This is a genomic window from Billgrantia campisalis (genome assembly GCF_022341425.1).
Taxonomy (GTDB): Bacteria; Pseudomonadota; Gammaproteobacteria; order Pseudomonadales; family Halomonadaceae; genus Halomonas; species Halomonas campisalis.
On sequence record NZ_JABFUC010000017.1, the window covers coordinates 55,704 to 76,708 of the forward strand.

Genomic DNA, 21,005 nt, shown 5'->3' on the forward strand with positions numbered 1-21,005 from the left:
GCGGTAGAAAACGGGCAGCCTTCGGGCTGCCCGTTTTTGTATTGGGAGGCCGGAAATGTCGCTATCCGGTGGCCGCGGGGCGCGTCAACCCCTAAAATGGTCGCCGAGTCGAAACGACCCAAACACAGAAAAGTACAGTTGAAGGAAGTCGCCGTGAATCCGGTCAAGAAAACGTTTGAGTACGGTCGCAGCACCGTCACCCTGGAAACCGGGCGCATTGCCCGCCAGGCCACCGGTGCCGTGATGGTCACCATGGATGACACCGTGGTGCTGTGCACCGTGGTGGCGAAGAAGGACGCCAACCCCAACCAGCCGTTCTTTCCGCTGGCGGTATTCTATCAGGAGAAGACCTATGCCGTGGGCAAGATCCCCGGTGGCTTCTTCAAGCGCGAGGGGCGCCCCACCGAGAAGGAGACCCTCACCTCGCGGCTGATCGATCGCCCGATTCGTCCGCTGTTCCCCAAGGGGTTCATGAACGAGGTGCAGGTGATCTGTACCGTGCTCTCCACCGACCGCAATCATGACCCGGACATCGCCGCGCTGCTCGGTACCTCCGCGGCCCTGGCCATCTCCGGTGTGCCGTTCAATGGCCCGATCGGGGCGGCCCGGGTGGGCTTCACCGAGGACAAGGGCTACTTCCTCAACCCCACCGTGGAAGACCTGACCACCTCCGAGCTGGACATGGTCGTCGCCGGCACCGAGAAGGCCGTGCTGATGGTCGAGTCCGAGGCCTCCGAGCTGCTCGAGGACGAGATGCTGGGCGCGGTGCTCTACGGCCACCAGGAGATGCAGGTGGCCATCAAGGCCATCAATGAGCTGGCCGCCGAGGCCGGCAAGCCCAAGTGGGACTGGCAGCCGCCGGCGGAGAATGTCGCGCTCAAGGAGGCCGTGGCGCGTGGCTTCGAGGCCAAGGTGGGCGAGGCCTATCGCATCACCGACAAGATGGTGCGCCAGGATACGCTCTCCGCGCTCAAGGCCGAGGCCGTCGAACAGCTGGCCGGGGAAGAAGAAGGCCAGTTCGATGCCGATGAGGTAAAAAGTGCCTTCGCCGGCCTCGAGAAGCGCGTGGTGCGCTCGCGGGTGATCAAGGGCGAGCCGCGCATCGACGGCCGCGACCACAAGACCGTGCGGCCGCTGGCCATCGAGGTCGGCACCCTGCCCAAGACCCACGGCTCGGCGATCTTCACCCGCGGCGAGACCCAGGCGATCGTCATCGCCACCCTGGGCACGCTGCGCGACGCCCAGCTGATCGAGTCCCTGGAGGGGGAGCGCAAGGATCGCTTCCTGTTGCACTACAACTTCCCGCCCTACTGCGTGGGCGAGGCCGGCTTCATGGGCGGGCCCAAGCGCCGCGAGATCGGTCACGGTCGCCTGGCGCGGCGCGGCGTCGAGGCGATGCTGCCCAGCGACGACGAGTTCCCCTACACCATCCGCGTGGTCTCCGAGATCACCGAGTCCAACGGTTCCAGCTCCATGGCCTCGGTGTGCGGCTCGTCGCTGGCGCTGATGGATGCCGGCGTGCCGATGAAGGCGCCGGTGGCGGGCATCGCCATGGGCCTGGTCAAGGATGACGACGGCTTTGCGGTCTTGACCGATATCCTGGGCGACGAGGACCACCTGGGCGATATGGACTTCAAGGTGGCCGGTAGCGCCGCCGGCGTCACCGCCCTGCAGATGGATATCAAGATCGAGGGCATCAACGAGGAGATCATGGAGCAGGCGCTGCAGCAGGCCAACGAGGCGCGTCTGCACATCCTCGAGCAGATGAATGCGGTGATCGGCCAGAGCCGCGCCGAGGTCTCTGAGAACGCGCCCTCCATGGCCACCATCAAGATCGACCCGGACAAGATCCGCGACGTCATCGGCAAGGGGGGCGCCACCATTCGCAAGATCTGCGAGGACACCGGCGCCTCCATCGACCTGGACGACGACGGCACCGTGCGTATCTACGCCGAGGACAAGGCGGCGGCCAAGCGGGCCATCGATACCGTGCTGGCGATCACCGCCGAGCCCGAGATCGGCCAGCTCTACCGCGGCAAGGTGGTGCGTATCGCCGACTTCGGCGCCTTCGTCAACATCATGCCGGGCACCGATGGCCTGGTGCATATCTCGCAGATCGTGCCCGAGCGGGTCAACGACGTGCGTGATTTCCTCAACGAGGGTGACGAGATCGTGGTCAAGGTGCTCGATATCGACAACCGCAACCGCGTGAAGCTCTCCATCAAGGAGATCACCCCGGAAGAGAAGGCCGCCTTCGAGGCCGCCGAGGCCGAGACCGCGGTGTAAGCGGCGAGCCACAAGCTCCAAGGCGCAACAAAAACCGCCCCCGCAGCCTTAGCTGCGGGGGCGGTTTTTCGTGGGCGATGCGGCTGATCCGGCGACAGGTCTCGAGGGGGCGCTGTAAACCCATCCCTGGGCGCTACCGATTCCATCCCTGGAATAGGACCCCCTCTACGACCTGTCCCCGGCGCCGCTCATGCTGAGGTGCTTGCCTTTACCGCTCGATGGCCAGCGCCACGCCCTGACCGCCGCCGATACACAGGGTGGCGAGGCCCTTCTTGGCGTCGCGGGCGATCATCTCGTGCAGCAGGGTCACCAGCACCCGGCAGCCGGAGGCGCCGATGGGATGGCCAAGCGCGATGGCGCCGCCGTTGACGTTGATCTTGCTGGCATCCCAGCCCAGCTCCTTGTTGACCGAGAGTGCCTGGGCGGCGAAGGCCTCGTTGGCCTCGACCAGGTCCAGGTCGTCGAGGCTCCAGCCGGCCTTCTCGAGGCAGCGGCGGGTGGCCGGGGCCGGGCCGATGCCCATGATCGCCGGGTCGACGCCGGCGTTGGAGTAGGCGGCAATCCGTGCCAGCGGCTCGAGGCCGAGCTGCTTGGCCTTCTCGGCGGAGCAGAGCATCACCACGGCAGCGCCGTCGTTGATGGAGGAGGCGTTGCCGGCGGTGATGGTGCCGTCCTTCTTGAAGGCGGGGCGCATGCCGGAGAGCTTCTCGGCGGTCACCGAGCGCGGGCCTTCGTCGGTGTCGAAGACCAGCGGGTCACCCTTGCGCTGGGGAACCTCCACCGGGACGATCTGGCTCTTGAACTTGCCCTCCTGGATGGCCGTGGTGGCCTTCTGCTGGGAGGCGGCGGCGAACTCGTCCATCTCTTCACGGGTGATGCCGTATTTCTCGGCCAGGTTCTCGGCGGTGATACCCATGTGGTAGTTGTTGAAGGCGTCCCACAGGCCGTCGTGGACCATGGTGTCGACGGCCTTCCAGTCGCCCATGCGCTGACCGTTGCGCGAGTTGGGCAGCACGTGCGGGGAGGCGGACATGTTCTCCTGGCCGCCGGCCAGGATCAGCTCGGCGTCGCCGCAGCGGATCGCCTGGGTCGCCAGGTGCAGCGCCTTGAGGCCCGAGCCGCACACCTTGTTGATGGTCATGGCGGGGACGGCATCGGGCAGGCCGGCCTTGATGGCCGCCTGGCGGGCCGGGTTCTGGCCGACGCCTGCGGTCAGCACCTGGCCGAGCAGCACCTCGTCGACTTGGTCGCCGGCCACGCCGGTGCTGGCCAGGATATCCTTGATCACCAAGGCGCCCAGGTCGCTGGCGGGAATTCCGGCCAGGGAGCCGCCGAAGGTGCCGATGGCGGTACGGCGTGCGGCAACGATCACCACGTCTTGCATGGGGTTACTCCTGAAGGTGGTTGGCAGTCTTCACGATTGCCAGCATAGGGCAATGTTTTGCAGTGCGGCAATCCCCCTTGGGTCGAGGGGGGTGGCTACCCAGTATAGCCGGGTCGGGGCGAGATGGGGCGAGATGGGGATGAGAGAGGCGGTGGGGGCGCTGGAAAGCGCGTGTGGGGAGGCGGCAAGGCACCCCCGCAGCGGGGTGCCTGCCGGGGGCGTCAGGCCAGCTGAACGGGGATGGCGTTGCTGGTGTGGCTGACGTCGTTGCCTTCCTTGAGATAGACCAGGGCCGGCTGGTGGGCGTCGAGTTCGGCTTCGCTGTAGTGGCCATAGCTGCAGATGATCACGCGGTCGCCGGGGCCGGCCAGGTGGGCGGCGGCGCCGTTGATCGAGATGACCTGGGAGCCCTCCTCGGCGCGAATGGCGTAGGTGGTGAAGCGCTGGCCGTTCTCGACGTTGTAGATCTGGATCTGCTCATTCTCGCGGATGCCGGACATGTCCAGCAGGTCGCCGTCGATGGCGCAGGAGCCTTCGTAGTTGAGCACGGCGTGGGTGACGCGGGCCATGTGCAGCTTGGCCTTGAGCATGACGGTATACATGGTGCGGGGTCCTCTTGGTGTCTCAGTAGCCGTGGTTCAGCCCGGCAGGGTCAGGGTCAGATTGTCGATCAGTCGGGTCGGGCCCAGCCGCGCCGCCGCCAGCAGCACGGCATCGCGGGTCGTCGCCGTGACCGGGCCCAGGTCGGCGGCGCGCAGTTCCAGGTAGTCCGGGGCAAAGCCCGCCTCGCGCAGCCGCGCCAGGGCGTCGTCCAGTGTCGTGGCGGTCGGCGCTCCGGCCTCCAGGGCGTCGCGGGCCTGGCACAGGGTGCGGTAGAGCGTCGGGGCCCGGCGGCGCTGGTCGGCATCGAGATAGCCGTTGCGCGAGGAGAGGGCCAGCCCATCTTCGGTGCGCACGATGGGCACGCCGATGACCTCGATGGGGTAGTGCAGATCGGTGACCAGCTTGCGGATCACCGCCAGCTGCTGGTAGTCCTTCTCGCCGAAGCAGGCCGCATCGGGCTGCACCAGGTTGAACAGGATGCTGACCACCGTGGCGACGCCGTCGAAGTGGCCGGGCCGGTCGCCGCCGCACAGTCCTTCGCTGACCTCGGGGACGCAGACGCGGGTCTGGTGGGCCAGGCCCCGGGGATAGAGCATCGTCGGGTCGGGCGCGAACAGCAGATCGCAGCCGGCGTCTTCCAGCTGCGCCTGGTCCGCCTCCAGGGTGCGCGGGTAGGCGTCGAGATCCTCGCCGGGGCCGAACTGCATGGGGTTGACGAAGATGGTGGCGATCACCACCTCGGCATGGCGCCGGGCGTTTTCCACCAGCGCCAGGTGGCCGGCATGCAGGTTGCCCATGGTCGGCACCAGGGCGATGCGCTGGTCGCGGCGGCGGAACTCGCCGAGGGCTTCGCGCAGCGCGTCAATCTCTCGCAGGGTACGCATGGTGGGCTCCTGAGCGTAATGCTAGAAACAGTGCGCCTCGGCCGGGAAGCGGCGGGCCTTGACGTCTTCGTGGTAGCGGCGAAAGGCGCTCTGGACGTCCTCGGCCTCGGCCAGGAAGTTCTTGACGAAGCGCGGGGTGCGGCCGTGGGTCACGCCGAGCACGTCGTGCATCACCAGGATCTGGCCGTCGACGTCGGGGCCGGCGCCGATGCCGATCACCGGCACCTCCAGCGCCTCGCTCACCGCACGACCCAGGCTCGCCGGCACGCACTCCAGCAGGATCACCGAGGCACCGGCGTCGACCAGGGTGCGGGCATCCTCGAGGATCTGGCCGGCGCGCTCGGCGTCGCGCCCCTGCACCTTGTAGCCGCCCAGCTGATAGACGGTCTGGGGGGTCAGCCCCAGGTGGGCGCAGACCGGCACCCCGCGGCGGGTCAGCTCACGGATGCCGTCGGCCATCCAGGCCTCGCCCTCGACCTTGACCAGTTCGGCGCCGGCGCGCATCAGCTCGCCGGCATCCTGCAGCAGCCGCTCCTGGCTCGAATTGCTCATGAACGGCAGGTCGACCATCAGCAGGCTGGCCCCCTTGCCGCGTGCCACGCAGCGGGTGTGGTAGCAGATGTCGTCGAGGGTCACCGGCAGGGTGCTGGCGTGGCCCTGCAGGACCATGCCCAGGGAGTCGCCCACCAGCAGGACCTCGATGCCGGCCTCGCTGGCGGCGCGGGCGAAGGAGGCGTCGTAGGCGGTCAGGCAGCTGAAGGGCTCTCCGGCCTGCTTGCGGGCCCTGAGCGTGCTGAGGGTGACGGTCTTCATGGCGTGCTCTCGTGTTGTCCTGGGCGGACGGCCTTGGCCGTGGCGCCCGCAATCCGCGTGATTGTTACCAGAATGCGCCATCCGTGTCGACAGGTAACATCTTATTCATCGCGTGGGTTGTTGGGTAACACCTGCAGCCCGTCGTCGAGGGGCAGGGCCTCTCTCAGGGCGGCCAGGCGACGGCCGTCGGGCAGTTGCAGCTCGGGTGCCAGCTCGGCGAGCGGCACCACCACGAAGGCGCGTGCCGCCAGCTCGGGATGAGGCACGCGCAGCCGGGGCGTGTCGATGACGCGATCCCCGTACAGCAGCAGGTCCAGATCCAGGGTGCGGGGGCCCCAGCGCCGCCGGCGCACCCGGCGATGGCGCTGCTCCAGGGCCTGCAGCTGGTCGAGCAGTGCCAAGGGTGAGAGGCGGGTCTCGAGGCGGGCCACCGCATTGACGAAGTCGGGCTGGTCCACGGGGCCGACCGGGGCGCTGACATAGAGGCGAGAGGCCTGAACCCGCCCGGTCAGCGGCAGTCTTTCCAGCGCCTCGAGGGCCCGTTCGATCTGCTCCCGGGGGCCGTCGAGATTGCTGCCCAGCCCCACGTAGGCATCGACTGTCCGGCTCATGAGCTGCTGGGCGGCGTGCTGCGGCGACGCCGCTTGCGCGGACGGCGGCGCCGGGAGCGGCCGCCACCCGGTTCGCTATCCTGGGCCTTGCCGACCAGGCGCTGCTGGTCATGCTCGTCGCCCTCCTGGTAGGCGGTCCACCAGTCGCCGAGCCCCGGGGGAATCTCGCCGGCGGCTTCGCGCAGCAGCAGGAAGTCATAGGCGGCGCGGAAGCGCGGGTGTTCACGCGTCTGGCTGGCGCGCTTGCCACCCCGCTTCGGCAGGCGCTGCTGCAGGTCCCAGATGTCACGCATCGGCAGGCTGAAGCGCTTGGGAATCGAGATATGCTGCAGCTGGCGGGAGATGACCGGCTGGGCGGCGGCCTGCAGCGCGGGAATCGGTGGCATGCCATCGGCCTCGAGTGCCGCCTGGCGCAGCTGGACCGGCCCCCACAGCAGCGCCGCAAACAGGAAGGCCGGGGTCACCGGGCGCTCCTCGTGGATGCGCCGGTCGGTGCTGGCCAGGGCGGCTTCGATCAGCGGCTCGGCCCAGGGCAACTCGGCCATGGCCTCCTCGGACTCGGGGAAGAGCATGGCGAACAGCCCGTAGCGGCGCAGCTGGCGGAAGGTCTCGACACCGTGGCCGGCCATGAACAGCTTGAGAATCTCGTCGAACAGCCGGGCGGGGGGGATCTGCAGCAGCAGCGGCGCCAGCTCGAAGATCGGTGCTTCGCTGTCCGGGGCGATATGGAAGTCGAGCTTGGCGGCGAAGCGCACGGCGCGCAGCATGCGCACCGGGTCTTCGCGATAGCGGGTCGCCGGGTCGCCGATCAGCCGCAGGGTGCGCGACTCGATGTCGCGAACGCCGTCGGCGAAGTCATGGATCGAGAAGTCGGCAATGCTGTAGTAGAGCGCATTGATGGTGAAGTCCCGACGGATGGCGTCTTCCTGAATGTTGCCCCAGACGTTGTCACGCAGCAGCAGGCCGTCTTCGGACTGCTGGGCAAGATGGTCGCCATGGTCGTCGCCCGGCTGGCCGCGGAAGGTGGTGACCTCGATCACCTCGCGGCCGAAGCGTACGTGCACGATGCGAAAACGCCGGCCGATGATGCGCGAGTTGCGAAACAGCTCGCGGACCTGCTCCGGGGTGGCATCGGTGGCGACGTCGAAGTCCTTGGGCATCTTGCCGAGCAGGGCGTCGCGAATGCAGCCCCCCACCAGGTAGGCCTCGTAGCCGGCGTTGTGCAGGCGGTAGAGCACCTTGAGCGCCGGCTCGCTGAAGTGCTGGCGCGACACGGGGTGTTCGTTGCGCGGGATGATGCGGGGCCCGGCAATGGCGCCAGCGGCGGCCTCTTCGGGGCCGAACAGCGATCTCAAATGCTCGCCTGGGCTCTGCAGAAAGCGGGTAAATCCTTTGAACATGCGGCGATATCGCCTCGCAGGGTGCGAAAAGGGAGAGTGTAGCCGACCCCGCCACCCAGGGGAAACACCTTCGCGGCTGGCGTCGCCGTCGAGTGGCGGGTCTGGCCCGGGGATGAGTGGCGCGCACAGCAAAAGAGGAGGCCCTTGGGCCTCCTCCGACAAGCAAAAAGCGCTGCATCCGTGCGGCTGATTCTTCTTCGTGATGGCGCATCGCCTTGAATACGCACCACAGTCACCAAGGAGTACACAGGCAAGCAGTGTTGTTGTGATTGTTGACGTTCCTGGTGGCGACCGTCTCGTATTCAAAACAATAATCCAACCACGACGGCAAGGTGAGTTGCCTACCCTCGGCTTGTTGATGTTGTTGCCGAGGGCGCGCTTCTTCGGCCCTTGTTCTTGTTGGCGGCCGCTGTGAGCGCATCGCGTCCTATGGATCCGGTGCTTCGAGCTATTGTTGTTGTTGGCATCGAAGGGCGGAAGCTGTCGGGATGGCGTCTTGTTGTTGTTGCGACTCCCGCTTCCACATCCATTCACGGTCCGACATTGTTGTTGTTGGTGCGGACCCTGTCTCGCCTGACCGCCTTGTTGTTGTTGTTGGCGCGGGTGACAGCCGGATGTTGTTTTTCTTGCCTTAGATATTGCAGGCCGCATGCCACCTTGTTTTTTCTTCTTTTAAAACAGATATCTATAGGTTTCGCCTGCGACGAGTCCCATGAAGCCCCCGTCTAGTGTTACCCCTCATGCGCCATTAGAGGGTGTTCCCTGTGTGGGAAGGTAACACTTGGTGCAATTTCTGCAGCGGTGGCGATAAAAAGCGCCCGGGAGGCTGGGCGCCGGACGCTTGGACATTGGTCGTAGACAGGGCGCGGTGGCCGGCCCGGGTCAGCCGCTGCTGCGTCGCGGCTGCTTCTTGCGCGGAATGCCCAGGCGCTGGCGGCGCTCCCACAGGCACTTGCGGCTGATGCCCAGCTTCTGGGCCAGTTCGGTCTCGCTCATTTGGTCCTGATGCTCGAGCACGAAGTGCTGGAAATAGTCCTCCAGCGACAGGTCTTCGCCACCGTCGTCGGCGTCGACCTCCACCGGCTCGGCAGGTCGGACCGCCGGTTCGGGGGCGGGGCGCGACGCGGCGGGCAGGCCGGGGCGCAGACCCAGGTCGTCGGGGTGGATCAGGTGGCCCTCGGCCAGGATCACCCCGCGCTCCAGGGCATTTTCCAGCTCGCGCACGTTGCCGGGCCAGGGGTAGTCGCGAATCTCGCGACGCGCGGCGCGGGACAGGCGCAGGCCGCTGCGCTCATGGCGGCGGCAGGCCTTGTCCAGCAGCACGTCGGCGATCATCAGGATGTCCTCTTCGCGGTCGCGCAGCGGCGGCAGGTCGATCTGCATCACGTTGAGCCGGTAGTAGAGGTCGAGACGAAACTCGCCGGTCTTGGAGAGGGCGCGCAGGTCGCGGTGGGTGGCGGCGATCAGCCGCACATCCACATGGCGGGTCTCCACCGAGCCGATGCGGCGGATCTCGCCCTCCTGCAGCACGCGCAGCAGACGCGCCTGGGCGTCCAGCGGCAGCTCGCCGATCTCGTCGAGGAACAGGGTGCCCCCGTCGGCGGCCTCGACCAGGCCGGTGCGCGCCGCGCTGGCGCCGGTGAAGGCGCCCTTCTCGTGGCCGAACAGCTCGGACTCGATCAGCGTCTCGGGAATTGCCGCGCAGTTGACGCAGATCAGCGAGGCCCCGGCGCGCCGACTCTGCTGGTGGATGGCGCGGGCCACCAGCTCCTTGCCGGTGCCCGACTCGCCCTGGATCAGCACCGTGACGTCGGCCGGCGCGGTCTTGCGAATCCGGGTGTAGACCGACTGCATCGCCGCACACTCGCCGATCATCTGCTGGCGGGAGCCGCCGTCGTCGGTGATATCGGGGGGCTCGGAGCGCTGCGAGGCCTGCTGGTGCAGCACCCGTGCCACGGTCTCGAGCAGTTCGTCGTGGTCGAAGGGCTTGGCCACATAGTCCACGGCGCCCTGCTTGAGGGCGTCCACCGCGGAGCGCATGCTGGCATAGCTGGTCATGATCAGCACCGGCACCGGGGCGGCGCGGGCGATCAGCTCGGTGCCCGGCTCGCCGGGCAGGCGCAGGTCGCTGATCACCAGGTCAAAGCCCTGGGGCTCCTGGGCCAGGGCCTCGTCCACCGAGCCGGCCTCGCTGACCCGGTAGTCGTGGCGCTCCAGCAGGCGGCGCAGTGCGGCGCGAATGATGGCTTCGTCTTCAACGATCAGAATTCGGCTCATCGGTGTCTTCACCATCCTGTCGTGCGGTGGGCAGCCACAGGCTGATGCGGGTACCGCATTCATGCCCGGGGGGCGGGGAGTCGAACTCGATCCTGCCATGATGCTCGGCAATGATGCTGTAGACCAGCGGCAGGCCGAGCCCGGTGCCCTCGCCCGGCGGCTTGGTGGTCGTGAAGGGCTCGAACAGATGCTCACGGACGTGGGGATCGAGGCCGTGCCCCTCGTCGGTGACGGTCACCCGCAGCATGTCGCCGTCCGGCGCCGCATCGATGACGATGAGGCCGCCGGGGTGGCTGGCGTCCCGGGCATTGCTGAGCAGGTTGATCATCACCTGCTGCAGCCGCTGGGCATCGCCTACGGCTTCCAGCTCGGGGGGGCAGAGGTTGTGGTACTCCACATCCTCGCCCGAGCGCGCCAGCTGGATCAAGTGCAGCGCCTCGTCGGTAACGGCGGCCAGGGACACCGGCGCGAAGCGGGTGCCGCCCACGTGCCGCCCGCCGTGGGCGAACCCCACCAGCGAGCCGACGATGCGTGAGACGCGATCGGTCAGCTGCTGAATCTGGGCGGCGGTTTCCAGTACCTGGGGGTCGTCGGTGTCGTAGCGCAGATTCTGGGCCAGCGAGGAGATCCCGGTGATGGGGTTGCCGATCTCGTGGGCCACGCCGGCGGCCAGCTGGCCGATGGAGGCCAGCCGCGCGGCGTGCACCAGCTCGTCCTCGAGCCACTTCATCTCGCTGTGGTCCTCGATCAGGATCACGGTGCCGCCGCGGATGTCGTCGTCCGCCTTGAGCTCGGCGCGGTGCAGGGTCAGGTAGCGGGTGCCGCCTTCCAGCGCCACCGGCTGCTTGTAGAGGTGGTCGTGCTGCTCGGCGAGCATCCGGCCGAGCAGCTCGCCCCAGGGGGCGGGCAGGCCGTCGCGCCGGGCGCCGATCACGCTTCCGCCGTCGATGCCCGAGAGCTCGGCCAGGGCGTCGTTCCACATCAGCAGTTCGTCGTCGACGCCGAAGGCGCACAGCCCCACCGGCAGCCGCGTGAGGATGCGGCGATGGTAGCGGCGCAGGCCGTCGAGCTCCCGGGCCAGGCCGGTGAGCCGCGAGCGGTAGGCTTCCAGGCGGTTCTCGACGAACTGGATATCGTCGGTGGGCTCCTGGCCGCCGCGCCGGTAGGGCAGCTGGCGGTCGACGATGTCCTGGGCCACCGAGGGACCCATCAGCCCGGAGAGGTTGGCCTGGATGCGGTCGCGTAGCCGGCGCAGCGCATAGGGTCGGCCGTCCAGCGGCGAGAGCCCGAGGTCGGCCAGGGCGCGCTCCACTTCGCGCTCGGCGACCTCGTCGCCCAGCACCGGCGCCAGGTGGTGCTTGAAGTCGGCCCCGGTGGTGGCCACCAGCGGCAGCCGCTTGGGGCGGATCACGGCGTCCACCGAGCACGCCTCGGCGGCGGCACGTTCGCCGTCGGAGGTGCGGGTGGCCAGCGACACCAGGATGAAGACCAGGATATTGGCCGACAGCGACACCAGGGTCACCACGTACCAGTCCGGCTCGCCGGCCAGCCCCTCCAGCCCCGGAGGAATCACGATCAGCGGCGCCATCCCGGTGAGCAGCGGCAGCCACATGCCGACCAGCCAGATCAGGGTGCCGACGCTGAGCCCGGCGACCATCCCCTTGCGGTTGGCGCCCGGCCAGTAGAGCAGTGCCATCAGCCCTGGCAGGCACTGGGCCATGCCGACGAAGGCCGAGAGCCCCAGCGGGGTGAGGTCGTGATGCACGCCCACGGTGCGATAGAACAGCCAGCCGCCGAGGATCACCGCGGCGATCAGCGCCCGGCGCAACCAGCGCAGCCAGCGGTAGAGGTTGTGCTGGGCATCGGGTGGGTGGGCGACCAGCAGCACGTGGTTGAGGATCATCCCCGACAGTGCCAGGGCGATGATCACCATGGTGCCGCTGGTGGCCGCCAGCCCGGCGATGAAGGCCAGCCCCTGGACCCAGAAGGCGTCCGACAGTCCGAAGGCGAGGTAGGCGGCGCCGATCGTCTCGTCGCTGCCCAGGTACTGGCCGGCCCACAGGATCAGCGGCACCGGCAGTGCCATCAGCAGCAGGAACAGCGGCAGCGACCAGCTGGCCTGGAGCAGGGTGTGCCGCGACAGGGTCTCGGCGAAGGTGATGTGGAAGATGTGCGGCATCAGCAGGGCGGCGGCGAAGAACAGCAGCAGCAGCGTGCGCCAGTGGGCCGGGTCGGGCTGGACCACGCTGGCCTGGTAGGCCTGGCCGGGGCCGTCGAGCCAGGTCTGCAGGCTGGCGGGGCCGTCGAAGACCCCGAACAGGGCGATGGCGCCAAGGGTCAACATGGCGCCGAGCTTGACCACCGAGCCGAAGGCGATCACCGCCAGCAGGGTGTCGTGGCGGGCGTGCAGGCGGCTGTGTCGGGCGCCGAACAGCATGGTGAGCAGCGCAATCAGCGCGCAGAAGGCCAGCGCCAGCAGCGCCGGCGAGGCGGCGCCGCCGGTCATCAGGAAGATGGCGTCGCCCAGGGTCTGGACCTGCAGGGCCAGCAGCGGCAGCACCGCCAGCAGGCTGATCACCGTGATCAGGGTGCCGACCCAGCGCGAGCGGAAGCGGAAGGCGAAGAGGTCGGACAGCGAGGCGAGTTGGTAGGTGCGGGTCATGCGCTGGATGGGCACCAGCAGCACCGGCGCCAGCAGGAAGGCGCCGGCCACCCCCAGGTAGTAGGCCAGGTAGCCGTAGCCGGCGCTGGCGGCCAGCTCCAGGCTGCCGTAGATCGCCCAGGCGCTGGCATAGACCCCCAGCGCCAGGGTGTAGACGGCGGGGTGGCGGGTGATACGCAGGCTGATCCAGCCGCGCTCTACCGCCAGGGCGCACAGGAAGAGCACCAGCAGGTAGCCGGTGCCCAGGGCGAAGACACTGGCCAGACTAGCGCTCATCGAGCTTCCTCTTCTGTTCCAGCCACAGGGTCAGGGCGATCAGCACCCCCCAGATGACGAAGGGGCGATACCAGGCCACGCCGGGGCTCGACCAGCCACTCATCAGCAGCGGCGAGAGCAGATAGCCGCCGAACACCAGGAACAGCATGATGCGGTAGACGTACATGCCGGGCTCCTTGCTCAGGCAGGGGGCGATGCCGTGGCATCGTCGTCCCGGCGGTGCCGCGCCGGGTCGGGGTGAATGCGCGCCGCGTCCCAGTGGGCCACGGCCCAGGCCAGCTGCTCGGCCACCGGGGCCCGGGCGAGCGCCACGGGGGGAGCCTGGTCCAGGGCCTGCAGGGCCTGGTGGAGCAGCGGGCGGACGGCGCCGTCCTCGGTGGGCAGCGGCGGGGCCAGGTTCTGCTTGGAGAGCTTCTGGCCGTCGTCCCCCAGGATCAGCGGCAGGTGCAGATAGCGTGGCTCGGAGTAGCCCAAGGCATGCTGCAGCTGGCGCTGCCAGGGGGTGTTGTCGAGCAGGTCGAAGCCGCGCACCACGTCGCTGATGCCCTGGTCGGCATCGTCCACCACCACCGCCAGCTGGTAGGCCCAGAGGCCATCCTTGCGCTTGAGCACCACGTCGCCGAATTCGGCGGGATCGAAGCGCTGTGCGCCGAACAGCCGGTCCCGCCAGACCACCGGGCGCAGGCCCAGGTCGCTGCGCAGCCGCCAGGCCACCGGCTTGCCGGGCTCGCGAACGCCGTCGCGGCACCAGCCGGGGTAGACGGGGTAGTCGCGCCACTGCTTGCGCGAGCAGCTGCAGGGGTAGGCCAGCCCCAGGGCGGTCAGCCGCGCTAGGGCGGCGCCATAGGCCGCGTCGCGGCCGTGCTGCCAGGTCACCGGGCCATCCCAGTGCAGGCCGAAGGCCTCGAGCTGGCGCTGGATGGCGTCGGCGGCGCCGGCCGGGCAGCGCGGCGGGTCGATGTCCTCGATGCGCAGCCGCCACTCGCCGCCGGCCCGGCGGGCGTCCAGGTGGCTGGCCAGGGCGGCGATCAGCGACCCGAAGTGCAGCGGGCCGGACGGGGTGGGGGCGAAGCGTCCACGGTAGCGACTCATGGGCGACTCCCGTCCCTCTGGGCGGGCATGCAAACGGGCACCCTGGGGTGCCCGTTGCGAGAGTGGCAGATCCCCATCGGCTTAGCCGCCGAGCTGCTTTTCCTTGAGTTCGGCCAGGGTCTTGCAGTCCACGCAGAGGGTGGCGGTGGGACGGGCCTCGAGGCGACGGATGCCGATCTCCACGCCGCAGGCCTCGCAGAACCCGTAGTCGTCCTCGTCGATCTTCTCGAGGGTCTCGTTGATCTTCTTGAGCAGCTTGCGCTCGCGGTCACGGGTGCGCAGCTCCAGGCTGAAGCCCTCTTCCTGGGTGGCACGATCGGCCGGGTCGGCGTAGTTGTTCGCCTCTTCCTGCAGATGGCGCACGGTGCGGTCCACCTCTTCCATCAGCTCCTGTTTCCAGCCCAGCAGGATCTGTCGGAAGTGCTCCAGCTGCTGCTCGTTCATGTACTCTTCACCGGCCGCCGACTCGTACGGGGTGAACTTCTTGGGCGCTTCCGTTTTCTTGTCTGCTACTGGCATGGGACTGCCTCATTACTTGAGTGACTGCTGATCAATACCCGCCATGATGGGGCAAGGTATCTCACGCCAAAGGCATGCTTGTTTAGCTGAAAATGGCGGCGTTTGCAACACTGTTCCCTTCGGCAGATGGCGCGACGAGCGCGCCTGGCCCGGCCCGGCACAGGATTTCTCTGCCGACGGCCAAAGTCGCTAGAATGCGGGACTCAGCGTCGCGGCACGCCGGGGTTTCGTCCTCAAGGGTTGGACCGCGCCAAATCGGAATTTGCACAGGAGTCCGCCATGTCGTGGAGTGCGCGAGTCGATCGGGTCGCCCCCTTTCGTGTGATGAGCCTGCTGGAGGTCGCCCAGGCCCGCGAGGCGGCGGGGCACGATGTGATCCACCTGGAGGTGGGCGAGCCCGATTTTCCCACCCCGGCGCCAGTGGTCGCCGCCGGCCAGGCGGCGCTGGCTGCGGGCCACACCCGCTATACGCCAGCGGCGGGGCTGCCGGCGCTGCGCGAGGCCATCGCCGGCCACTATGCCGAGCAGTTCGGCGCCGAGGTCGACCCCGGGCGCGTGCTGGTCACCCCCGGCGCCTCCGGGGCGCTGCTGCTGGCCAGCCAGCTGCTGGCGAGTCCCGGCGACCGGGTGCTGATGGCCGATCCCAACTACCCCTGCAATCGCCATTTTATGGCGTTGGCCGGCGCCGAGGTGGACGCCGTGCCGGTGGGGCCCGAGAGCGGCTGGCAGCTGGATGCGGCGCTGGTCGACGCCCATTGGCGGGATGCCACCCGCCTGGCGATGCTCGCCACCCCCTCCAATCCCACCGGGCATATGCTCGACGCCGGGCAGCTCGGCGCGGTGGTCGAGACGGTGGCGGCCCGCGGCGGCCAACTGCTGGTCGACGAGATCTACCAGGGGCTCTGCTATGACCTCGAACCGCTCTCGGTGGCGGCGCTGACCCCGGACGCCTTCGTGGTCAACAGCTTTTCCAAGTACTTCGGCATGACCGGCTGGCGGCTGGGCTGGCTGCTGGCGCCCCCGGCGGCGGTGGAGCCGCTCACCCGGCTGGCCCAGAATGTCTTTCTGGCCGCGCCGACTCCGGCCCAGCATGCGGCGCTGGCCGCCTTCACCCCCGAGTGCCGGGAGCTCCTCGAGGCCCAGCGCCGCGAACTGGGACGCCGCCGGGACGCCCTGCTGGCGGGTCTGGCGCGGCTCGGCCTGGCGCCTTCGCTGCCGCCCCAGGGGGCCTTCTACCTGTGGCTGGACATCTCCCGCTACAGCGATGACAGCCAGGCCTTCTGCCGACGCCTGCTGGAGGAGGAGAACGTGGCGATCACCCCGGGGATCGACTTCGCCCTCGAGGGGGGCGAGCAGCATGTGCGCATTGCCTTCACCACCGGCATTGCGCGGCTCGAGGAGGCGGTCAACCGCCTCGAGCGCTTCCTGTCGCGCTTGTAGGCCGTCGTCATGGAGTACCCGGAACTCGTTGCCGGCGTGCTGCTGCGCCGCTACAAGCGCTTTCTCGCCGATGTACGCCTCGCGGATGGCCGCGACGTGGTCGCCCACTGCCCCAATACCGGCTCCATGCGCGCGGTCAATGTGCCGGGTTGCCGGGTATGGCTCGCGCCCAGCGACAATCCGGCGCGCAAGCTGGCCTGGACCTGGGAGCTGATCGAGCTCCCGCAGCCGGACGGCAGCCTGGCCATGGTCTCGGTACACACCGGTCGGACCAATCGCATCGTCGAGGAGGCGCTGCGCGCCGGACGCGTGCCCGGGCTTGCCGGCTATGCGTCGCTCAGGCGCGAAGCCAGGGTGGCGCGGCCGGGGGCAAAGGCCTCGCGGCTCGACTTCCGCCTGGAGGACCCCGTGCAAGGCACGGCCTTCGTGGAGGTCAAGCAGGTGACCCTGAAGGAGGTCGACGGCCACGGCTATTTCCCCGATGCGGTCAGCGAGCGGGGGCGCAGGCATCTCGAGGCGCTGGCGGCACTGGCCGCCCGGGGAGAGCGCGCCGTGCTGTTGTTCTGCGTGGCCCACACCGGGATCGGCGACGTGGCCCCGGCGGCGCACCTCGATCCGGCCTATGCGGCAACGCTGCGCGAGGTGACGCGGCGCGGCGTCGAGGTGCTCGCCCACGGCTGCGAGATCGGGTGGCGCGGCGGTGCGCCGGTGGCGATTGGCCTGGGCGGCGAACTGCCGGTATCGCTCACCCGCCGGGCTGACCTGGCCCGCGATGTCGACTGAGCTCGCCGGCGGTTCGAGGGGGGCGCCCAGGCGAGGGTTCAGCGGTCGATATAAAAGCGCTGGATGAAGTTGACGCTGGCCGGTTCGCGGTTGCGGTCGTAGCGCACTTGCAGGTCGAAGCGCATGGGTTCGTCGTCATGGATGCGAAAGACGGCAATCTGCGAGATGCTGTCGCCGTCGCGCAGGCTACGGAAGGAGAGCGGTGCCGAGACATCGCCGCCGATGTCGCCGACCTGGCCGTCGACCTGGGCGTTCACCGGGCGGGTGGAGCCATCGTCGAGCTCCTCGAGGACGCTGACGTTGAGCAGGGCCATGGCCGGGTTGCGCTGGATGTTGTGGTCGGCGGCCACCTCCGCGGTGAGAAAGCTGGTGCTCACCGCGCTGTAGTGGATCTGGTAGTTGTCGACGCGCTCATACTGCTGGGCCTTGAGCGGCAGGGCCAGACACAGCAGCGCCAGGCCGGTTGCCAGGCGGGCCAAGACGGTTCGGTGACTCATGCTGGTTTCTCCCCTGATGGTGATCGTTGGCACGGCGCGGGCAAGCTGCCGGGCTCAGTCCCGTCGCCGGCTGACGCGGAAGATGGCGATCTCGCCGAACAGGTTGGGCCAAAGTCGCGAGGTCCAGTGGCCTTCGTGATCGCGGATGCCCACCGCGCGGTCGGTAATGATCAGACCCTTCTCACGGCACAGGTGTTCAAAGTCGTTGAAGGTCGACAGGTGAATGTTGGGGGTGTCGTACCAGGCATGAGGCAGCGACTTGGACACCGGCATGTAGCCACGGATGCCCAGATGCACCCGATGACGCCAGTAGGCGAAGTTGGGGAAGGTGATGATGCCCTCGTCGGCGACCCGCAGCATCTCGTCGAGCATGCGGTCGGGGCGGCGCAGCGCCTGCAGGGCCTGGGTCATCACCACCAGGTCGTAGGTGTCGTCCTCGAAGTTGGCGAGCCCCTCGTCGAGATTCTGCTCGATGACGTTGACCCCCTTGGCGATGCAGGCGGTGATGCCCTCCGGGTCGATCTCCAGGCCGTAGCCGGTGACCCCCTTGTGCCGGGCCAGCGAGGCGAGCAGGGTGCCGTCGCCGCAGGCCAGGTCGAGGATATGGGCGCCGTCCGGCACCCAGCGGTGGATCAGCTTCAGGTCGGCGCGCATCAGCCGTGCTCCTCCAGGCCCAGTTCCCGGGCCACGCGGGACATGAAGGCCGCGAACACCGCCTGATAGCGCGGCTCCGGCATCAGGAAAGCGTCGTGGCCGTGGGGCGAGTCGATGTTGACGTAGCTGACCGGCTTGCCGGCCCGCACCAGGGCATCGACCAGTTCCCTGGAGCGCGACGGCGGGAAGCGCCAGTCGCTGGTGAAGCTGACCACCAGGAAGGGGCACTGCGAGGGCGCCAGCGCCTTGGCCAGCACGCCGCCGTGAGCCGCCGAGGGGTCGAAGTAGTCCAGCGCCTTGGTCATCAGCAGGTAGGTGTTGGCATCGAAAGAGTTGGAGAAGGTGTCGCCCTGGTAGCGCAGGTAGGACTCCACCTGGAACTCCACGCCGTAGCCGAAGTTGAGGTCCTCGCTGCGCAGGTCGCGGCCGAACTTGCTGCCCATGGCGTCTTCCGAGAGGTAGGTGATGTGCCCCACCATGCGCGCCAGCTTGAGGCCGCGGCGCGGCGCCGTGTCATGCTCGATGTACCAGCCGTCGTGGAACTCGGGGTCCGAGCGAATGGCCTGGCGGGCGACCTCGTTGAAGGCGATGTTCTGCGCCGAGAGCTTGGGCGTGGCGGCGATCACCACGGCATTGGCGATGCGCTCGGGGTAGCTCAGGGTCCACTGCAACACCTGCATGCCGCCGAGGCTTCCGCCGATCACCGCGGCGAAACGCTCGATGCCCAGCCGGTCGGCCAGGCGCGCCTGGCTGTGCACCCAGTCACTGACCGTGACCATCGGGAAGTCCGGCCCCCACAGCCGCCCGGTGTCGGGGTTCTCGCTGATAGGGCCGGTGCTGCCGTGGCAGCCACCCAGGTTGTTGAGCGAGACCACGAAGAAGCGGTTGGTGTCGATGGACTTGCCCGGCCCGATATGGGCGTCCCACCAGCCTGGCTTGCGCTCATCGAGGGCATGGTAGCCGGCGGCATGGTGGTGGCCCGACAGGGCGTGACAGATCAGTATCGCATTGCTGCGCTCGGCGTTGAGCGTGCCGTAGGTCTCGTACACAAGGTCGTAGGCCGGCAGCGTCTTGCCGCAGGCCAGTTCCAGGGGGTCGTCGAAGCGCGCCGTTTGCGGCGTCACCAGGCCGACCGAGTCGCGGGGAAGCTCGGGCATTGTGTTGTTCGGTGTCCAGTCGTTCGGGGCCGGAGCGGGCCAGGGATTACAGGCCGACCAGTGCGCCGGAGATGCCGGCGGCCCGGGTCAGGGAGCCGACCACGATACCATCGATGATGCTGATGGCGATGAAAACCACGATCGGTGACAGGTCGATCATGCCCAGCGGTGGGATGACCTTGCGCACCGGGGCCATGATCGGTTCCACCAGCTGCATGATCAGCAGTGCGCCGGGGTGGCTGGCGTTGGGGGCCACCCAGCTCAAGATGATCATCACGATCAGCGCGAAGAAGTAGATCTTGAGGATGGCATTGGCGATGGCCGCCACCGCGCCGATGGCAATGCCCGCCACCGGCGGCATGCCGAAGCCGGCGATCTGCAGGATCACCACGATGCTCACCGCCTTGAGCACGAAGGCGGCAGCCAGGGTCGCCAGGTCGAAGCGCCCCATCACCGGGCCGAGGAAACCCTGGAAGGGGCGCACCACCGGCTGGGTGATCTTGACCACCGACTGGCTGATGGGGTTGTAGTAGTCGGCGCCCGATGCCTGCAGCAAAAAGCGCAGCATCATCATGAAGATGTAGATATTGATCAGGGTGTTGACCAGCAGCAGACCGGCATTTCCCAGCTGATTGCCCATTGGGCCTCTCCTTGTTCGTGAAAGCTTGCCGAGTTAAGGAAACTCTGCACAAAAGCCTACACGAGCGAATCGCTGCGTTGCGCGGTGCTCAGAATCCTCACATATACCCCATATGCTCCGGTTCCTGTGCTCCGTGCGCCTTGCGCTTCATCTCGCTCGGCGATTTGTTCAGCGATTCCTTAGCGCGTGCCGAATTCGTCGGCCATCTCTCGGGCGCGAGCGGCGCAGGCGTCCATGGCGTCACGCATGATGTCGCGCAGCCCGGCCTGCTCGAGGTGTTCCACGGCACGCTCGGTGGTGCCGCCCGGCGACATCACGTTGCGCTTGAGCTGGGCCGGCGGCTGATCGCTCTGCTGGGCCATGCGGGCCGCTCCCAGCGCGGTCTGCATGGCCAGGCGGCGGGCGGTCTCGGCGGGCAGCCCCAGCTTGACGCCGGCCTCTTCCATGGCCTCGAACATCAGGAAGAAGTAGGCGGGCCCGCTGCCGGACACGGCGGTGACCGCGTCGAGCAGAGCCTCCTCCTCGACCCACTCGACCAGGCCCACGGCCTCGAGCAGTTGGGTGGCCTGGGCACGCTGTTCGGCGTTGACCTCGGCGTTGGCGAACAGGCCCGAGGCGCCGGCGCCCACCAGTGAGGGGGTGTTAGGCATGCAGCGGATCAGCGGCAGGCCGCCGCCGAGCCACTGGTCCAGCGTCTCGGCGTCGATGCCGGCGGCGACCGAGACGATGAGCGGGCGCAGGCGCTGTAGGGTATCACTCAGCCCTTCGCAGACCTCGCGCATCACCTGCGGCTTGACCGCCAGCACTACCACGTCGGCGCCCTGTACCGCGGAGGCGTTGTCGGTGTTGGTGCGAATACCGTAGCGCTCATGGAGCGGCGCCAGAAAGGCGTCGCTGGGTGAGGTGGCGGTGATGGCGGTGGCCGGATGGCCGTTGTCGATCATTCCGCCGATGATGGCGCTGGCCATGTTGCCGGCGCCGATGAAGGTGACTCTGCTGGCCATGCGATCTGTCCTTTATCTGCTGT

At 68.2% G+C, this 21,005-nt stretch carries 19 protein-coding genes; 3 read left to right on the top strand and 16 right to left on the bottom strand.

Features of this window, described 5'->3' with window-relative positions; genetic code table 11:
* Window positions 1-153 precede the first annotated feature (153 nt).
* Complete coding sequence (pnp, locus tag HOP52_RS17480) at window positions 154-2,286, top strand: polyribonucleotide nucleotidyltransferase (protein ID WP_238978694.1); 2,133 nt, start codon at window positions 154-156, stop codon at window positions 2,284-2,286.
* A gap of 208 nt (window positions 2,287-2,494) precedes the next feature.
* Here pnp and HOP52_RS17485 read toward each other — a convergent pair whose 3' ends face one another.
* The 11 genes from HOP52_RS17485 to dksA form a co-directional block, all read right to left on the bottom strand.
* Window positions 2,495-3,670: an acetyl-CoA C-acetyltransferase gene (locus HOP52_RS17485; RefSeq protein WP_238978695.1), complete on the bottom strand. Its 1,176-nt coding sequence runs from the start codon at window positions 3,668-3,670 to the stop codon at window positions 2,495-2,497.
* Between the two features lie 221 nt (window positions 3,671-3,891).
* On the bottom strand, window positions 3,892-4,272 hold the full coding sequence (gene panD, locus HOP52_RS17490) for an aspartate 1-decarboxylase (protein ID WP_238978696.1): 381 nt from the start codon (window positions 4,270-4,272) through the stop codon (window positions 3,892-3,894).
* Window positions 4,273-4,308: 36 nt separating this feature from the next.
* A complete protein-coding gene (gene panC / locus HOP52_RS17495; protein WP_238978698.1) occupies window positions 4,309-5,157 on the bottom strand; it encodes a pantoate--beta-alanine ligase in 849 nt (282 codons plus the stop codon).
* Between the two features lie 21 nt (window positions 5,158-5,178).
* Window positions 5,179-5,970: a 3-methyl-2-oxobutanoate hydroxymethyltransferase gene (gene panB, locus HOP52_RS17500; RefSeq protein WP_238978699.1), complete on the bottom strand. Its 792-nt coding sequence runs from the start codon at window positions 5,968-5,970 to the stop codon at window positions 5,179-5,181.
* Between the two features lie 101 nt (window positions 5,971-6,071).
* On the bottom strand, window positions 6,072-6,581 hold the full coding sequence (gene folK, locus HOP52_RS17505) for a 2-amino-4-hydroxy-6-hydroxymethyldihydropteridine diphosphokinase (protein ID WP_238978701.1): 510 nt from the start codon (window positions 6,579-6,581) through the stop codon (window positions 6,072-6,074).
* Window positions 6,578-7,981, bottom strand: a complete 1,404-nt coding sequence (pcnB, locus tag HOP52_RS17510) for a polynucleotide adenylyltransferase PcnB (protein WP_238978702.1) — start codon at window positions 7,979-7,981, stop codon at window positions 6,578-6,580. The genes folK and pcnB overlap by 4 nt, the downstream gene beginning before the upstream one ends.
* A gap of 882 nt (window positions 7,982-8,863) precedes the next feature.
* Window positions 8,864-10,258 (bottom strand): sigma-54-dependent transcriptional regulator, encoded by a 1,395-nt coding sequence (locus HOP52_RS17515; protein ID WP_238978704.1) that lies wholly within the window; start codon window positions 10,256-10,258, stop codon window positions 8,864-8,866.
* The gene (locus HOP52_RS17520) at window positions 10,236-13,196 is read right to left on the bottom strand and encodes an ATP-binding protein (protein ID WP_238978706.1); all 2,961 of its coding nucleotides are present in this window, start codon (window positions 13,194-13,196) and stop codon (window positions 10,236-10,238) included. Before HOP52_RS17520 ends, HOP52_RS17515 begins: the two co-directional genes overlap by 23 nt.
* Complete coding sequence (locus tag HOP52_RS17525) at window positions 13,186-13,362, bottom strand: hypothetical protein (RefSeq protein ID WP_167119311.1); 177 nt, start codon at window positions 13,360-13,362, stop codon at window positions 13,186-13,188. The genes HOP52_RS17520 and HOP52_RS17525 overlap by 11 nt, the downstream gene beginning before the upstream one ends.
* Before the next feature lie 14 nt (window positions 13,363-13,376).
* Complete coding sequence (gene gluQRS / locus HOP52_RS17530) at window positions 13,377-14,288, bottom strand: tRNA glutamyl-Q(34) synthetase GluQRS (protein ID WP_238978708.1); 912 nt, start codon at window positions 14,286-14,288, stop codon at window positions 13,377-13,379.
* An 81-nt stretch (window positions 14,289-14,369) separates the two neighbouring features.
* Complete coding sequence (dksA, locus tag HOP52_RS17535) at window positions 14,370-14,807, bottom strand: RNA polymerase-binding protein DksA (RefSeq protein WP_238978710.1); 438 nt, start codon at window positions 14,805-14,807, stop codon at window positions 14,370-14,372.
* Between the two features lie 279 nt (window positions 14,808-15,086).
* Between dksA and HOP52_RS17540 the strand changes: the two genes are divergently transcribed.
* Window positions 15,087-16,247, top strand: a complete 1,161-nt coding sequence (locus HOP52_RS17540) for a pyridoxal phosphate-dependent aminotransferase (protein ID WP_238978712.1) — start codon at window positions 15,087-15,089, stop codon at window positions 16,245-16,247.
* A 9-nt stretch (window positions 16,248-16,256) separates the two neighbouring features.
* Window positions 16,257-17,030, top strand: a complete 774-nt coding sequence (gene sfsA / locus HOP52_RS17545; protein WP_238978714.1) for a DNA/RNA nuclease SfsA — start codon at window positions 16,257-16,259, stop codon at window positions 17,028-17,030.
* 38 nt (window positions 17,031-17,068) lie between these two features.
* On the opposite strand, the gene HOP52_RS17550 is transcribed toward sfsA, so the two are convergent.
* The 5 genes from HOP52_RS17550 to proC all read right to left on the bottom strand — a co-directional run bounded on the left by HOP52_RS17550 (window position 17,069) and on the right by proC (window position 20,982).
* Window positions 17,069-17,527 carry a DUF4426 domain-containing protein gene (locus HOP52_RS17550; protein ID WP_238978715.1) on the bottom strand — a complete coding sequence of 153 codons (459 nt, stop codon included), beginning with the start codon at window positions 17,525-17,527 and terminating at the stop codon, window positions 17,069-17,071.
* A 54-nt stretch (window positions 17,528-17,581) separates the two neighbouring features.
* Window positions 17,582-18,181, bottom strand: coding sequence for a methionine biosynthesis protein MetW (gene metW / locus HOP52_RS17555; RefSeq protein WP_238978716.1), 600 nt, complete (start codon window positions 18,179-18,181; stop codon window positions 17,582-17,584).
* On the bottom strand, window positions 18,181-19,338 hold the full coding sequence (gene metX / locus HOP52_RS17560) for a homoserine O-succinyltransferase MetX (protein WP_238978717.1): 1,158 nt from the start codon (window positions 19,336-19,338) through the stop codon (window positions 18,181-18,183). Before metX ends, metW begins: the two co-directional genes overlap by 1 nt.
* 46 nt (window positions 19,339-19,384) lie before the next feature.
* Complete coding sequence (locus tag HOP52_RS17565) at window positions 19,385-19,978, bottom strand: YggT family protein (RefSeq protein WP_238978719.1); 594 nt, start codon at window positions 19,976-19,978, stop codon at window positions 19,385-19,387.
* 179 nt (window positions 19,979-20,157) lie between these two features.
* Window positions 20,158-20,982, bottom strand: coding sequence for a pyrroline-5-carboxylate reductase (gene proC, locus HOP52_RS17570; protein WP_238978721.1), 825 nt, complete (start codon window positions 20,980-20,982; stop codon window positions 20,158-20,160).
* Window positions 20,983-21,005: the final 23 nt, after the last annotated feature.

Coding starts and splice junctions, on each gene's coding strand:
- HOP52_RS17525 (WP_167119311.1), bottom strand. CDS start 13,362: ATGTACGTCTACCGCATCATGCTGTTCCTGGTGTTCGGCGGCTATCTG.
- metW (WP_238978716.1), bottom strand. CDS start 18,181: ATGCGCGCCGACCTGAAGCTGATCCACCGCTGGGTGCCGGACGGCGCC.
- HOP52_RS17565 (WP_238978719.1), bottom strand. CDS start 19,978: ATGGGCAATCAGCTGGGAAATGCCGGTCTGCTGCTGGTCAACACCCTG.
- proC (WP_238978721.1), bottom strand. CDS start 20,982: ATGGCCAGCAGAGTCACCTTCATCGGCGCCGGCAACATGGCCAGCGCC.
- gluQRS (WP_238978708.1), bottom strand. CDS start 14,288: ATGAGTCGCTACCGTGGACGCTTCGCCCCCACCCCGTCCGGCCCGCTG.
- HOP52_RS17540 (WP_238978712.1), top strand. CDS start 15,087: ATGTCGTGGAGTGCGCGAGTCGATCGGGTCGCCCCCTTTCGTGTGATG.
- dksA (WP_238978710.1), bottom strand. CDS start 14,807: ATGCCAGTAGCAGACAAGAAAACGGAAGCGCCCAAGAAGTTCACCCCG.
- HOP52_RS17485 (WP_238978695.1), bottom strand. CDS start 3,670: ATGCAAGACGTGGTGATCGTTGCCGCACGCCGTACCGCCATCGGCACC.
- HOP52_RS17550 (WP_238978715.1), bottom strand. CDS start 17,527: ATGAGTCACCGAACCGTCTTGGCCCGCCTGGCAACCGGCCTGGCGCTG.
- pcnB (WP_238978702.1), bottom strand. CDS start 7,981: ATGTTCAAAGGATTTACCCGCTTTCTGCAGAGCCCAGGCGAGCATTTG.
- HOP52_RS17520 (WP_238978706.1), bottom strand. CDS start 13,196: ATGAGCGCTAGTCTGGCCAGTGTCTTCGCCCTGGGCACCGGCTACCTG.
- folK (WP_238978701.1), bottom strand. CDS start 6,581: ATGAGCCGGACAGTCGATGCCTACGTGGGGCTGGGCAGCAATCTCGAC.
- HOP52_RS17515 (WP_238978704.1), bottom strand. CDS start 10,258: ATGAGCCGAATTCTGATCGTTGAAGACGAAGCCATCATTCGCGCCGCA.
- sfsA (WP_238978714.1), top strand. CDS start 16,257: ATGGAGTACCCGGAACTCGTTGCCGGCGTGCTGCTGCGCCGCTACAAG.
- panD (WP_238978696.1), bottom strand. CDS start 4,272: ATGTATACCGTCATGCTCAAGGCCAAGCTGCACATGGCCCGCGTCACC.
- panC (WP_238978698.1), bottom strand. CDS start 5,157: ATGCGTACCCTGCGAGAGATTGACGCGCTGCGCGAAGCCCTCGGCGAG.
- panB (WP_238978699.1), bottom strand. CDS start 5,970: ATGAAGACCGTCACCCTCAGCACGCTCAGGGCCCGCAAGCAGGCCGGA.
- metX (WP_238978717.1), bottom strand. CDS start 19,338: ATGCCCGAGCTTCCCCGCGACTCGGTCGGCCTGGTGACGCCGCAAACG.